The sequence below is a fragment of the Pseudomonas sp. 20-5 genome, assembly GCF_056782835.1.
Genome location: NZ_CM165584.1, coordinates 2,814,167 through 2,827,728, shown reverse-complemented (window position 1 = coordinate 2,827,728; position 13,562 = coordinate 2,814,167). Strand labels below are relative to the sequence as shown.

Annotated in this window: 12 protein-coding genes; 3 read left to right on the top strand and 9 right to left on the bottom strand. The window is 69.6% G+C overall.

All coding sequences use genetic code 11. The features are described 5' to 3' along the window. Positions 1-168 precede the first annotated feature (168 nt). Entirely contained in the window at positions 169-414 is a 246-nt protein-coding gene (locus tag AC1RB9_RS13225; RefSeq protein WP_003113070.1) for a hypothetical protein, read from the top strand. Positions 415-450: 36 nt separating this feature from the next. Here AC1RB9_RS13225 and AC1RB9_RS13220 read toward each other — a convergent pair whose 3' ends face one another. From AC1RB9_RS13220 to AC1RB9_RS13210, 3 genes are read right to left on the bottom strand one after another with little or no spacing between them, the layout of a single operon-like run. Further along, positions 451-1,455, bottom strand: a complete 1,005-nt coding sequence (locus AC1RB9_RS13220) for an HlyD family secretion protein (protein WP_003113071.1) — start codon at positions 1,453-1,455, stop codon at positions 451-453. Next, the gene (locus AC1RB9_RS13215) at positions 1,452-1,661 is read right to left on the bottom strand and encodes a DUF1656 domain-containing protein (RefSeq protein ID WP_003116901.1); all 210 of its coding nucleotides are present in this window, start codon (positions 1,659-1,661) and stop codon (positions 1,452-1,454) included. The genes AC1RB9_RS13220 and AC1RB9_RS13215 overlap by 4 nt, the downstream gene beginning before the upstream one ends. Beyond that, positions 1,651-3,825 (bottom strand): FUSC family protein, encoded by a 2,175-nt coding sequence (locus AC1RB9_RS13210; protein ID WP_003451113.1) that lies wholly within the window; start codon positions 3,823-3,825, stop codon positions 1,651-1,653. Before AC1RB9_RS13210 ends, AC1RB9_RS13215 begins: the two co-directional genes overlap by 11 nt. A gap of 400 nt (positions 3,826-4,225) precedes the next feature. Here AC1RB9_RS13210 and AC1RB9_RS13205 point away from each other — a divergent pair, with 400 nt between their 5' ends. Next, positions 4,226-5,140, top strand: a complete 915-nt coding sequence (locus tag AC1RB9_RS13205) for a LysR family transcriptional regulator (protein WP_003089677.1) — start codon at positions 4,226-4,228, stop codon at positions 5,138-5,140. A gap of 114 nt (positions 5,141-5,254) precedes the next feature. Next, positions 5,255-5,524 (top strand): hypothetical protein, encoded by a 270-nt coding sequence (locus AC1RB9_RS13200; RefSeq protein ID WP_003089681.1) that lies wholly within the window; start codon positions 5,255-5,257, stop codon positions 5,522-5,524. A gap of 135 nt (positions 5,525-5,659) precedes the next feature. On the opposite strand, the gene AC1RB9_RS13195 is transcribed toward AC1RB9_RS13200, so the two are convergent. The 6 genes from AC1RB9_RS13195 to hflK form a co-directional block, all read right to left on the bottom strand. Beyond that, a complete protein-coding gene (locus AC1RB9_RS13195) occupies positions 5,660-6,205 on the bottom strand; it encodes a DUF4946 domain-containing protein (protein WP_003102966.1) in 546 nt (181 codons plus the stop codon). After that, on the bottom strand, positions 6,202-8,187 hold the full coding sequence (locus tag AC1RB9_RS13190) for a cation-translocating P-type ATPase (RefSeq protein WP_003122374.1): 1,986 nt from the start codon (positions 8,185-8,187) through the stop codon (positions 6,202-6,204). Before AC1RB9_RS13190 ends, AC1RB9_RS13195 begins: the two co-directional genes overlap by 4 nt. A 28-nt stretch (positions 8,188-8,215) precedes the next feature. Then, on the bottom strand, positions 8,216-8,650 hold the full coding sequence (locus AC1RB9_RS13185) for a hypothetical protein (protein WP_003089693.1): 435 nt from the start codon (positions 8,648-8,650) through the stop codon (positions 8,216-8,218). Positions 8,651-8,803: 153 nt separating this feature from the next. Further along, positions 8,804-9,844, bottom strand: a complete 1,041-nt coding sequence (locus AC1RB9_RS13180) for an SPFH domain-containing protein (RefSeq protein WP_003122375.1) — start codon at positions 9,842-9,844, stop codon at positions 8,804-8,806. Beyond that, positions 9,841-10,866, bottom strand: coding sequence for a protease modulator HflC (hflC, locus tag AC1RB9_RS13175; RefSeq protein WP_003113077.1), 1,026 nt, complete (start codon positions 10,864-10,866; stop codon positions 9,841-9,843). Before hflC ends, AC1RB9_RS13180 begins: the two co-directional genes overlap by 4 nt. Positions 10,867-10,877: 11 nt before the next feature. Next, positions 10,878-12,878, bottom strand: coding sequence for a protease modulator HflK (hflK, locus tag AC1RB9_RS13170; protein WP_003113078.1), 2,001 nt, complete (start codon positions 12,876-12,878; stop codon positions 10,878-10,880). Between the last annotated feature and the right edge of the window lie 684 nt (positions 12,879-13,562).

Here is a 13,562-nt window from a genome sequence, read left to right as displayed (position 1 = left end):
CGCCGTCGAAAACAGTCGAAAGGTCACTGAAAGTCAGAAAATTCCCTAATCATTTGAATGACTTGGCCTAAGCTGGCCAGCCTCTCCGCACTTTCCACATGCTCCGCGCACCCCGGCGACCGCCGGGGCGAACCGCGCCCTTGCGGCGCCATTGATCGGAGATCGACCATGCAAGCGTTTTCCAAACAGCAACTCATCGATGCGCTGAACGCCCAGAGCAGCGACCTGGCCACCCTGCAGAGCCTGGTCATGGGCCTCTACCTGTGGATTCGCGACAGCCATGGCCAGGCCAGCGTCGATGCGGCCTTCCAGCGCGCCCGCGAGGAGGCCAGGCAATTCCGCCAGCAGAGCGGCAACCAGGCTGACGAGCGATTGATCCTGCACCTGGCGGAAATCGTCCGCGAACAACCCTGAGCCATGACCGGCACAGACTGACCGGTTCGGCCTGACTCAAGGCCGCAAGGCAGTCCCGGGCGCCGCGGAATCGACTTTCGCGGTGTCCTCCGCGGGCAGCACCCGGATGGTCGCGGTCACGCCGGCGCGCAAGGTGTTGCGCTGGCGATAGGCGGGATCGATGGCGATGCGCACCGGAATTCGCTGGGCCAGCTTGACCCAGGTATAGCTCGGGTTGATGTTCGCCAGCAGGCGCGAGCCCTCGGCATTCTCCCGGTCGGTGATGGCATGGGCGATGCTCTGCACGCGCCCGTCGAAGCGCTCGCCGCTCATCAGTTCCACCCGCGCCCGGCTGCCGACGTGGATGCCCGGCAACTTGGTCTCCTCGAAGTATCCGCTGACATAGAACGAATCGCGGTCCACCAGCGCCAGCAATGGCACCCCGGCGTGGGCGTAGTCGCCCTCGCGGGTCTGCAGGTTGGTCACGTAGCCGCTGACCGGGGCGCGCACCTGGGTACGTTCGAGGTCGAGACGGGCCTGCTGCAAGGCGGCTTCGGCAAGCTCCACGTTGGCCTGGGCCAGGCCGAGGCTGGCCTGGTTCCTCAGCAACTCGGCCTGGGCCAGGCTGACGTCGGTCTGGGCCTTTTCGTTCTCTTCCACCGATAGCATCGAGCGCTTCTGCAATGCCGAGCGCCGCTGCGCCTCGCTGCGGCGCTGGCGCAACTGGGCCTGGCTGGCCTCGATCGCCGCGCGCGACTCGCCCAGCGCCGCCCGCGCCACGTTCACCGCGCGCTCGGCGCGCAGCACCGCCAGTTCATAGCGCGCCGGATCGATGCTGAGCAGCAGCTCGCCCTTCTCCACGGGCTGGTTGTCGCTCAGCGGCAACCGGGTGATCAGCCCGGAAACGTCCGCCGACAGCGTCACCACATCGGCACGGACCCGCGCGTCACGGGTCCAGGGCGTGCGGGTGTAGCGTTCCCAGGCGAGGAACACCAGCGCCGCCGCCACCAGCACCGCCAGCAGGGTGGCCAGGCGCGGCCATTTGCCTTGCAACAGGTTCATCGGGACATCTCTCCCATCCACAGGATCAGACCGGCGCAGATCGCGCAGTACAACGCGCCCTGGAACAGCGCTTCGTGCCAGACCCGCTGCAACACGCCGAAGCGCCGCAACAGCGGGTTGAGCAGCAGCAGGATCAGCCAGGCCAGCAGCAGCGCCTGGGCGATCGGCGGCAGGTAGGCGCCCCCGACCTCGACATCAGCGGGCATGTCCGCCCTCCTCTTCTGGTTCTTCGACGACCGCCGGTGCGCCGCGGTCCTCCTCCAGCAGCGTCCGATAGCGTTGCAGCGACTGCTGCAGGATCAGTACCGCGACATTCATGATGAAGCGCTGCCGCGTCGCCCCGAGGTCCTTCGACGGCTGCGCCAGCAAGGCCTCCAGGCCCCGGCCGAAACGCCGCAGGGCGGCCAGGGCGAGGTCCTGCCGCGGGGCGTCCGCGCCGCCGGCTATGTAGGCGGCGACCTCGCGCAGCGCCTCGCCCAGCAGCGGCTGCAACTCCAGCGGTACCACCCCGGCGTCATGCAGCGGCTCGCGCAGGCGGTTTAACGCCACGCCCATCACCACGCAGCCCAGGGCGCACTGGAAACGTTCCGCCGCAGCCGGCTCCTGGCTCGCCGGCAGCAGGCCGACCATCACCGCCAGGCGATCGATCATCCGCGTCTCGAAGGCAAAGCGCTGCGCCTCGCTGGCCTCGCAACGCGACATTTCCGCGACGTCCTGGCGCGACAGGTAGAGCAGCCGGCGCAGGCGCGGGCCGGCGCGGAACGGATAGACCAGGGCGAACACCAGCACGGCGAGGACCGCCGCGGCGAGGAAGCCGCCGACGAACTCGAACCACTGCGAAGCGTTGCTGTAGTAGACCGCGATATTCTGCGGCGCCACCATCAGCAGGGTCTCCAGGCCGATACCCATGGCGATCCCGGCGCTCAGCGGGCTGCTCAGGCCGACCGCGACCACGTACAGCAGCAACGCCATCCACAACGCCAGCCACTCGAATTCGGCGGATGCCGGTAACAGCACGAACAGCAGCGCCGCCGAGATCAGGATCGCCAGCAGCAGTCCGCGCAGGAAGTTCTGCGCCGCCAGCAGCGGACGCGGGAAGGTCGCCATCAGCGAGCACATCACGCCGACCAGCAGCAGGCTGCTGAGGGCGCCGTTCCAGGCGCTGGTGATCCACAGCCAGGCGGCGCAGGACAAGGCGACGAAAGCGCGCACGGCGTTCATCGAGGCCAGCGCCCAGTCCAGGTGCAGCGCCTGCGCCTGGCCACGGCGGTAAAAACTGCTGGCCTGGCGGCCGGACTGGATCGCATCGTTGAGTTCGAGCACTTCGCCCAGGCGCTGGAACAGCCGCGCGTATTCCCAGCGCAGGATCGCCACCTGCGGGCGCAGCGCCGGGCTCAGCGCCTCGTCGTAGGACTCCGCGCGCGTCGCCGCGGCATCGAAGGCCTGGCGCACCGCCTGGAACTCCTCCAGCACCTCGGAGGGTACCGCCCGCCCCTGCTCGGCCAGCGCGTCCAGCACCCGCAACGCACGATCCAGCAGTGCCTGGATATCCGCCGGCAACGGCCCGACCCAGTGCGCCCGCACCAGCAGGCGATGCTGGCGCAGCAGCAACAGCCGCGAGGCCATCAGCACCAGCAGGTTACCCAGCAACTGCACCAGGCCATCGGCGCGGCGCAGGTTCGGCGCGTCGAAATAGAGGTGCCGGCGCAGGCCGTCCAGCGCGGTGATGCTGGCGACCAGTTGCATCTGCCGCTGGTTGAACGACTCGTCGCCCTCGTCGCCGCGGATCACCGCCGCGGCGTGCCGCGCGGTACTGCGGATCAGGCCGTCGACCTGGGCGAAGTAGCCCTTCGCCACCGCCTGCGGTCGCGCGCTGAGCAGGCTGACCAGGGCCACGCAGGCGACGCCCAGCAGGGTCTCGGTGACCCGCACCACGGCGAGCATGAAGGTGTTTTCCGGATCGGGAATCGACAGCACGGCGACGATCACCGCGGTGAAGCCGCTGAGCACGAAGGCGTGCGAGTCGGTGTAGCGCAGCAAGGTGCCGCCGGCGGTGCAGAGCGCCAGCCAGAGTCCCAGGGCGACGAAGAACGGCAACGGTTGCTGGGCGAACAGCGCCATGATCAGCACCGCCACCACGGCGCCAGCGAAGGTACCGAGGACCTGGGCGAAACTGCGCTTGAGAGCCATCCCGGCCAGCGGCTGGCTGACGATGACCACGGTCATCAGCGCCCACTTCGGCTGCTCCAGGTCGAAGAGGAAGGCCAGGTACAGGGTCAGCAGCCCGGTGGCGACGGTGCGCAGGGCGAACAGCAGGGTTTCCCGCGGCGGCCGCCAGAGCAAGCGGGCGTAGAATTTCAGCCCTTCCATGCCCGGCCCCGCACCTCCAGGCAACGGTTGGCCGCGGACCAGGCGGCGATGAAGCGACTCGACATGCTGGTTTCTCGTTCGGGGTTCATGCGGCGGGTTCGCTTCCAGTCTAGAAGGCGCAAGGAAATCCGTGGCCGCCTACGGGGGCGGGCAGGTGCGGTCGGCCACGGAGCGACGAGTCGCGGCTACAGGGTAAAAGCCCCGACGGCCTTCCCGGTAGCGCGTCCAGGCGAAAACCGTTTTCGCTGAGAACGAACGCTGCGGCGCCTTTCGATTGGGTAAGCTTGCTCAAGGCTGGATCGATTTAGCTTGCGAATCAAGCGGATAGAAAGCCCAAGGAAAACGACCAGGAGGAGCCGAGAATGCGTCGAGCGATTGCCACTGTATCGTGGGCCCACCGATGAGCCTGCGTTTCGACGATATCGAAGCCTTCCTCAACGTCGCCGAACTCAACAGCGTGACGTCGGCGGCCGAGCGCATGAGCCTGTCCAAGTCGGTGATCAGCAAGCGTGTCAGCGATCTCGAACGACGCCTCGGCGTCCGCCTGCTCTATCGCACCACGCGCAACGTCGAGCCGACCGAGGCCGGGCATTTCTTCTACAAGGCCGCCAAGGCCTCGCTGCAGGAACTCAACAACGCCGCGGAGATCGTCGCCCTGCGCGAGAACGACCTGTGCGGCGAATTGCGCATCGTCACCCCGATGAGCTTCGGCACCCTCTGGCTGTCGCCAATCATCGCCGACTTCATGAGCCAGCACCCGCGCCTGGAGATCGTCCTGCAGATGGACGACCGCCTCACCGACTTCGAGAAGGAAGGCTACGACCTGAGCATCCGCGTCACCCGCCTGGACGACAGTTCGCTGATCGCCCGGCCGCTGGCCAACAGCCAGCGGGTGGTCTGCTGCAGCCCCGACTACGCGGAACGCCACGGCACGCTGGACACCCTCGAACAACTGATGCAGCACGAGTGCCTGGGCTACAACAACGCCACGCCGAGCCAGGTCTGGACCTTCGAACCGGCGTTCCCCGGCGCCAAGCCCCGTGCCGTCTCGCCACGCGGACGCTTCAGCAGCAACAACGGCCAGGCCATGCGCGACGCCGCCCTGCGCGGCCAGGGACTGGCGTTGCTGCCGCTGTTCATCGTCGCCGAGGACCTCAAGAACGGCCGCCTGGTGGACGCCGCGCCCGGCCTGCGCCCACTCGACGACGTGATCTACGCGATGTATTCGCGGGCGGCGGCGATGTCGCCGAAGGTCAAGGCGTTCATCCAGCATCTCCAGCAGGCGCTGTCGATCCCGCCCTGGGGCAACGGCTGAGCGACCGAACCATTCCCGCGAGGCTCCGGTCAGATACTGGGCATGCGGAGAAGACTCCCAGGAGCCTGTCGTCTCTCCCCCGTCCGGCCACCCGGCCCACAAAGGAGAACTGCCATGATCGTGCGTACCCTGCTCATCGCCGCCGCCCTGCTCGGCGGCACCGCCCAAGCCGCCGAAAGCACCGACCTGTGCGGCGCCAACCTGCAGAAGCTGGACGATATCCTCGCCGTGCGCGGCAAGACCTCGGTCACCGGTGCGCGGGTCACCGAGGTCAAGGAACTCCAGGCCAAGGCCAGGCAGGACCAGGCCAGCGGCGACACCAAGGGCTGCATCACCGCCACCACCCAGGCCCTGCAGATCCTGCAGAACGCCGGGAAGAAATGATCCGCGACAGACGCAAGGCGGATAACCGCAAGCGGTTATCCGCCCTACCCCAATGCAACCCTCCGTAGGGCGAATAGCGCCGCAGGCGTTATCCGCCGACACTCCAGCCCCCGCCCCGACCGCGTCCGATTTCGCTCATTCGAAGCGCAGGCTTTCCCGCACCGCACGGATTTCTGCCTGGCTGGCGTCGTAGGCCTCGGCCAGGCCGGCATAGGACAGCGAATAGGCCGAGGTCTTGCCGGCCGCGGCGAGCAAGGTCTGCTTCATCACCACGGCGCCGCGCTGGCGAATGGTGCAGGTGGTCTCCAGCGCCGCCAGCCCGCCGGTGGTGGACGGCTGCGGCGAGGTGCAGGCGGTCTGCAGGCCGTTGCGCAGGAACTCGATCTGCACCAGCTTGCGCATGTGCCCGAGGACTTTCTCCAGGTTCACTGCCTGCCCGCTCTGCAGGGGCATCCGCGTCACCTCCATCACCAGTGCCTGGGAGCCGTCTGCCTGCAACTTGACCGCGCGCTGGCGCTGGCCGGCGCCGGCCTGGCCGGGCTGCGCGGCGGGCAGGTCGCTGACCTGCCAGCCCGCCGGCCAGCGCGCCATCGACGCCTCGGCCAGGCTCAGCGCGGACAGCGTGCCGACCGCCAGGGCCAGCCAGCGCCAGCCGTTGCGTCGCGTTTGCGCCTGCCTCACGGTGTACCCTCCTCTTCGCGTCCCTCCACGGCCGGCCGGGGCTGCCCGAGGGGCTCCTCGAAACGCAGCAGGCGTCCGGCATTGCCCAGCACCAGCAAGGTGCTGAGGTTGTGCAGCAGCGCCGCGACCATCGCCCCGGCCGCGCCGAGCAGGCCGAAGGCTGCCGCGGCGACGATCGCCAGGGTCCAGCCGAGGCCGATCGCCACGTTGACCTGCAGGGTCCGCCGGCATTGCCGGCTGAGCCGCACGCAGGTGCCGAGCCGGCGCAGGTCGCTGCCGATCAGCACGATATCCGCCGAGGCCAGGGCGATGTCGGCGCCGCCGGCGCCCATTGCCACCCCGACCACACCGGCCTTCAGCGCCAGCGAATCGTTGATGCCGTCGCCGACCACCATCGGCCGGAAACCGCTGCCGATCTCCGCGCCGACCTGGCGCAGCTTGTCCTCCGGCAACGCCTGCGCCACCAGTTGGCGAATCCCCACCTGCTTGGCCACGGCGTCGGCCACCGCCCGGCGATCGCCGGTCAGCAACAGTTGCCGGCCCAGACCCAGTTCGCGCAGATCGGCCAGGGCCTCGGCGGCCTCCGCGCGTACGCTGTCGGCCAGCAGCAGCCAGCCGAGGAAGCGCCCGTCCAGGGCGATTCCGGCGATCGGTCCCTCATGCTCCGGCACCTCGCTGGCGTCGATGCCCAGTTGCTGGAACAGTTCGGGCCGGCCGAGGGCGGCTTCGCCCGCCGCTGTTCGTGCGACCACGCCGAACCCCTGGCGTTCGCGAATATCGCTCAATGGATGATAGGCATCGTGCGCCGCCAGGGCTGCCAGCGCTCGGCTCACCGGATGGCTGCTGGCGGCACCGAGGCTGGCGGCCAGGCGCAGCACCGACGCCTCCTCGGCGGCATCGGCCAGGCGCAGCGCCTGCAGGCGCAGGCTGCCATGGGTCAGGGTGCCGGTCTTGTCGACCACCAGCGAAGTCAGGTCCGCCAGTTCCTCGAGGAAGGCCGAGCTGCGGATCAGGATGCCATGACGGGCGGCCACGGCGATCCCGGCGATAGCCGTGGCCGGGGCGGACAGCACCAGGGCGCAGGGACAGGCGGCGACCAGCACGGCGAGCATGGCCTGGGCATCGTTGGTGACGAACCAGGTGACCGCGGCGATCAGCAACACCAGCAACATGTACTGCCCGGCGTAGCGCTCCAGCAGGCGGGTGATCGGCGGCTTGGCGCGCTCGGCCTGCTGCATCAGGCCGATCACCTTGCCCAGGGTCGAGGCCTCGCCGGTACGGGTTATCTCGATGCGCAGCAGGCCGTCGAGGTTGATCGCGCCGCCGTAGACCTCCATCCCCGGCGCCACCTCGAGCGGCACCGACTCGCCGGTGATCGGCGCGGTGTCGAGACTGGCCTGGCCCTGCAGGACCCGCCCGTCGGCCGGAACCCGGTCGCCGGCGCGCACTTCCACCTGGTCGCCCGCTCGCAGGCTGGCGTTGTCCACCTCGCTCAGGCTGCCGTCGGCCTCGATCCGCCGGGCATGGCTGCGGGTCAGCTCGCCGAGGGCGGCGATGGCCTCCTGGGAGCCGATCACGCTGCGCTCCTCCAGCACGTGGCCGAAGATCATGATGATCGGCAGCAGCGCGGCGGTCAGCAGGTCGCCGCTGGCCCAGGCGCCGAGCATGGCCAGCGCGATCAACTGGTCGGTGACGCCGTGCAGGCTCGGATGCCGCAGGCTGTCCCAGGCCGAGCGGGCCACCGGAAGCGCCACCAGCAGCGACGCGCCGCCGAGCAGGATCTGGCTGACCCCGGCCTGGTCCGCCGCCAGCCAGCGCCAGGCCAGGCCGAGCAGCAACAGGCCGAGGGCGAGCATCGCCAGGCTCAGCTGGCGCGCGGCGCGGCGCTGCTCGTCGCGGCTGAGCAGGCCGCCGCCGAACGGCAGGTGATGATGGTGATGCGCGCAGCCGCCATGGCTGCCGTGGGCGGTCGGCTCGCTCATGCGCACCTCCCGGGGCGAGCCGCGGCGGCTATTGCGGGAAGCGCGCGTCCGGCCGGCGTACGTAGTCCAGGGCTTCCTTCTCGGTGAGCTCCCAGATCTGCTTGACCTGCCCGTTGTTGTCGCTCTTCAGGCCGACGAAACTGCCCTTGAGCTGGGGCATGCGGCCATAGACGATGAACAGGTTCTGCGCCGTGCGGATGCGCACCGACGGCGCCACCGAATAGCTGACGGTCTTCTTCCCCAGCCCCAGGGTGAGCACGCTGCGCAGCAGGCTCTGCTTGGGCTTCTTCAGGGTGATGACCGGGTACTGCGCGCTGGCCACGAAGCCCACCAGCATGTCGCTCGGCAACTGCCGCGCCAGCGCCTCGCCGCCGCACAGCAACAGCGCCAGCCCGCACAGCAGGGCCCTGCCGGGTGATAGCCGCGCACCGTTGCCCGTGAATGGAATACCGCCTGCCGTCATTGCCCGTCCCGTTCGCCTGGTTGTTCGACTCGGCGCCGCGTTCCGCTGGCGGAAGCGCGTACCGAAGGTTGATGCCGACGCAGGGTAGCCGTTTCACGTTCGCTTGTCCGTCCATTGTTTCACAGCCCGCGAAGGGCACCGTCGGGCAGCGGCTCATGGCTGCCCGCCTTGCAGAATCAGGCGGCCATCGTCGCGCGGATCGACGCTGCCGACCGAACCGGCCTTGCCGAGGATCGCCGGCACCCGTTCGCGGTACAGGCGCCAGAGCAGGCCGGGATCGGTCGCGCCCAGCGCCGGGGCCAGGCCAACGATGCTGGCGGTGTCGCGGCGCGCCTGGGCCAGCCGTTCGCCGGCCTCGGCGCGGGCGAGCTGCAGGGTGCGGTCGGCCCCTTCGGTGGCGGCCTGGGTGAGTTTCTCCGCCTCGGTGCGCGCCTTGGCGACGTTCTGCTCGGCCAGTTGGCTGGCGGTCAGCACCGCGTTGAAGGCGCTTACCGCATTGCGCGGCAGGCTCGACTGCACGTCGACCCGCACCACCTGGATGCCCAGCCCGCTGCCGGCCGCGGCCAACGCCGCCAGGCTGTGGTTGATGCCCTGCACCAGGTCGCCGCGCAGGCGTTCGCGGCGCTCGGCGACCGCGCTGTCGTTGCCGAGCAACTCCGGGCGCGCCACCAGGATGGTGTCCAGGTCGCGCGCGGCGCAGACCTGCACGGCGTTGCGCGCCACCAGCCGGTCCAGCGCCGGCAGCACGTGGGCGCCCTGGAGGACGTAGGCGTACGGGTCGTCGACCTTGTAGAACACCCGCACGTCCAGTTGCACCACCCCGGCGTCGCCGGTCAGCAGGTAGCCGGAGCCGGCCAGCGCGTCGCTGGACAGGCTGACGTCGAGGTCGGCGCGACGCGCCTGCTCGGAACGCAGCAGGCCCTCGACGCGGCGTTCGATCACCTGTTCGGCGGACGGCAGCAGCACCACCTGCTCCAGCGGCTGCGGCCAGGCCAGCAGCAGGCCGGGACCGGCCAGGCGCTCCAGCGCGCCCAGGCGCAGCACTACGGCGCGGTTCTCCGGGCCGATCTGGCGGACGTTGGAAAACGCCCAGGCCAGCGCCGCCAGGAGGGTCACGCCGAACAGTGCGAGGAACGCCAGGCGTCCGGCCTGCAGCCAGGGGCTGCGCAGCCCCTCGCGCGCTTCGCCGCTCATGGCCGGCGCCCGTTGGCCGGCGCTTCGGCGGGGAGCGCCGGCGGCCCGTCGACCAGCACGCGGAACGGTGCGGCATCGGTGCGCAAGACCAGCCGGGTATCGCCGTTGACGATGGTGCCGAGGGTGTCCAGCGAGCGCAGCAGGTTGTATAGCTGCGGCGAACCGGCGTAGGCCTTGCCGTAGATGCGCGCCGCCTCGACCCGTGCCTGGGCCTCGATCTCCGCGGCTTTCACCGAAGCCTCGGCCTGGATCACCCGGGCGTCGCGCTCCGCCGCCGAACGGATCTCCGCGGCCTGGCGACGGCCCTCGGCGGTACGCTCGGTGGCGATGGTCTCGCGCTCGGCGCGCATGCGGTCGACGGTGGCGCCGAGGGTCACCTTGGGCAGGGTCAGGCGCTCGATGCCGACCTGCACCACCTTGACCCCGTAGGTCGCCAGCAACTGATGGTCGATCTGTTCGCGCAGGCGCGCTTCGAAGTCGCCGATACGCACCCGCGACGCCTCGGTATTCACCAGGTCGGCCAGGTCATAGGCGCTGGCGGTGGTTTCCAGCGCCGAGCCGACGAAGGTGCGCAACTGCCGGGCAGCCTCGTCCGGCTGGTTGCGCACCGCGCGCATGAAGCGCTGCACGTTGTCGGCGTCGCCCTGGACCTGCCAGGCCACGTAGGCCTGGACGATGATCCGCAGGCCATCGCGGGTGCCGACGTCCTGCAGGCCGCTGGAGGTGGTGCGCAGGCGCAGGTCGACCGGGATCGCGCTCTCGAACGGCAACGGCAGGCGCCAGGCCAGGCCCGGTTCGAGCAGGACCCGCGCCGGGTTGCCGAAACGGGTGATGACCATCGCCTCGCCGGAACGTACCTGCACCAGGCAAGCGGCGGCGACGGCGAACAGCACCAGCAGCGCGGCGACCAGCAGCCGGCGCCAGGGCGACGCGGCCTGTGCGCCATGGCCGTGATCGTGATCGTGATCGTGATCGTGATGATGCTCGTGGTGGCTGTGCGAGTGGGAGTGACCGAGGCTCAAGAGCGCTCTCCTCATGGTGCGGATTGCCCGGCCGCGGACGCCGGAGCGGCGGACGGACGGGACGAAGACGGGGAATCCAGGCGGCCGAGGCCGAAGCTGCGCAGGTCGATGGTCGGCGCGCCGGCGCCGGCGATGCGGTGGTCGATGAGCAGCAGGTTGGCCTTGCCCAGGCCGCGTCCGAGTTGGCGGTAGTAGGCCTCCAGCAGGAAAGCCTGGCCGGCGTCGGCATAGCCTTCCCGCTCGGCGGCGAAACGCCGGTCGGCGGCCTGCGCGGCGGCCAGGGTCTCGCGGGCCTGCGCGCTGGCCCGGTCGTGCGCCACGCTGGCCTGTAGTTGCGCCTCGTTGCGCTGCGCGGCGGCCTGCCCGCGCTCGCGGGCGATCAGCGCCTGGGCGGTGATCTGCGCGGCCTGCACCGCGTGGTAGGCGTTCGCCGCACCGGCCGGCGGATGGATCGCCTCGACCGCCGCGCCCAGTACCTCGACGCCGCTGCCGAGGCGGTCGAGATCGGCCTGCACGGCCTGGCCGATCTGCTCGGCCAGGCCCGCGCGCTGCTCGCCGAGGACCTCATCGAGGGTCCGCGAGGCGAAGGCATGCACCAGTACGCGGCTGGCGGTGCTGCGCACCAGCGTCGGCACGTCGGCGCTGCGGTAGGTCGCCGCCAGCGCCGATGCGTCATCGAGAGCGATGCGGTAGACGATGCGCACGTCCATGTTGACGATCTGGAAGCTCTGCCGATGGTCGGCCAGGCTGGCGATGACCTGCGATTTCTCGCTGACGTGGGAGGCGTCCCACAAGCGGTTGGCGCTATCCGGGGCCGGACCTTCGGCGGGCGCGAGCGGCTCGGCTCCGCCGTCGCCGGCGGCGACGCTGGTGGCCAACTCGTGGACCACCCCGTTCTCCACCGCCAACACCCGCCCCAGCGGCCAGGGCAGCCCCAGGTGCAGGCCGGGGCCGAGCACCGCGACCGGCTTGCCGAAGCGCTCGTAGACACCCCGTGCATCCATGCCGATCTCGCGTACGCCGCTGAGCAGCCAGCCGCTCAGCGACACCACTGCCAGCACCGGCAGGAACGCCCGCCGCATGAAACCGAAGGCCCAGACCTGGCGCAGGTCGATGCCGAAGCGCTGGTGCAACTCATGCTGCAGACGCTGCAGGGGACGCGGCGGCCAGCGCAACAGGTCGGCCAGCAGGCTGGTGGCGACCAGGCGCGGTTCGAGGCCGGCACGCTGCGGCGCGAACATCGCCAGGATCGCCCTGCCCAGCAACTCCAGCGCCAGCGCCGCCGGCAACAGGCCGAGCAGTACCGCCAGGCGCGGGGCCCAGGGGTGTCCCTGGCGAGCCAGGAACAGACAGAGGGCGGCCAGCACCAGGGTACCGATCAACGCCCGCGCCAGTTGCCCGAGGACCGGGGCTTCCGGCCACTGCGCCGGCCCTTGGCTGGCGAGGCGACGTTCCAGCACCAGCACCGCGAAGGCCAGCAGCAGGCAGATACCGATGGCGAGGTCGGCCGCTTGCCCGGAACTGGCCGGCGGCAGGTCGAGACGCCAGCCGGCGGCTACCAGGCACAACGCCAGCGCCGCGCTCGCCGCCAGCCACAGCGCAGCGTGCCCGAGCTGGGCCAGGCCGTGGGCGATGGCCTGGCCCAGGCGCTCCAGCAGCCGTTCATAGGCGCTGTCGGCGGTGGCGTCGGGTTCGTCCCGCTGCCAGCGCAGCCAGGCAGGCCGCGCGCTGGCCTCCGCGCCGAGGACCACGCAACGCCAGGCCGCGACCCGGTAGGCCGCGTGCAGACCGGCGAACAGGACCAGCCAGGCCGCGCCGAGGTTGTACAGCAGCGGCGGCCAGAGCGAGTCGGCGGCGAACAGGCCGATGAAGAACCCCAGCACGGCGCAGGCGGCGGCCAAGGCGACGCTGGCCGCTGCCCATCGCCACAGCTGGCGCAACTGCCGGGGCGCCTGCTGGAAACGCGGCAGCGATTCGGCGGCGACGCCCTCGGCGTCCAGGTCGACTCTCATCTTCACTCCAGGCAAAACTCGAAGGTACCGGCCAGGCCGGCGCAAACGCCCGCAACTTTATAACAATGCGCGTTAAGAAGTTGTCATGATTTGAAAAACAGTCTGCATCCCAAGGCTCTTGACTGGAAGACGAGAGTCTGTGTGCAGCACCCTGGGCAACACCTAACCAATCGAAAGGTTCTAAGCAGCCGGGAAAAACCACCGGACATCCGTGCAAACGACCATTCGTCGGCAATTCTCATTCAAATCGGATTTCTTATAACCAATCCGCATAGGCCTACCGGAGCCCTCATCTCCCCCGCAAAGGCACGCCATTCCGGGCCTCGACGCGTAGCCGGCAGGCCTTTTCGCATAGCCTGACGGTTTTATAACAGCGGCAGAGCGTCAATAATCCGACCATCGACTGTGATAGCGTCAAAAAAGAATCATATCGATCCTTTGTAGCGTTATCCGGTGCCATGCAGTCCTTATCGAACAACCGCCGGGGCCTCGCCAAGCCCCGGTTCGAGCCACGCATTGCGTGGTCGCAGCAAACGTTTGTGCGGATTACCCCAGGAGGCTCGCCCATGACCGAATCGACTGCCGGGGCCGGAGTCCATGGCACAGCCTCCGGACAGGCTGGCGAAAGCCCTGCCGCGCGCAGGGAACGATCGCCGGTGACGGATCGTCGATGAGCCGGGGGAA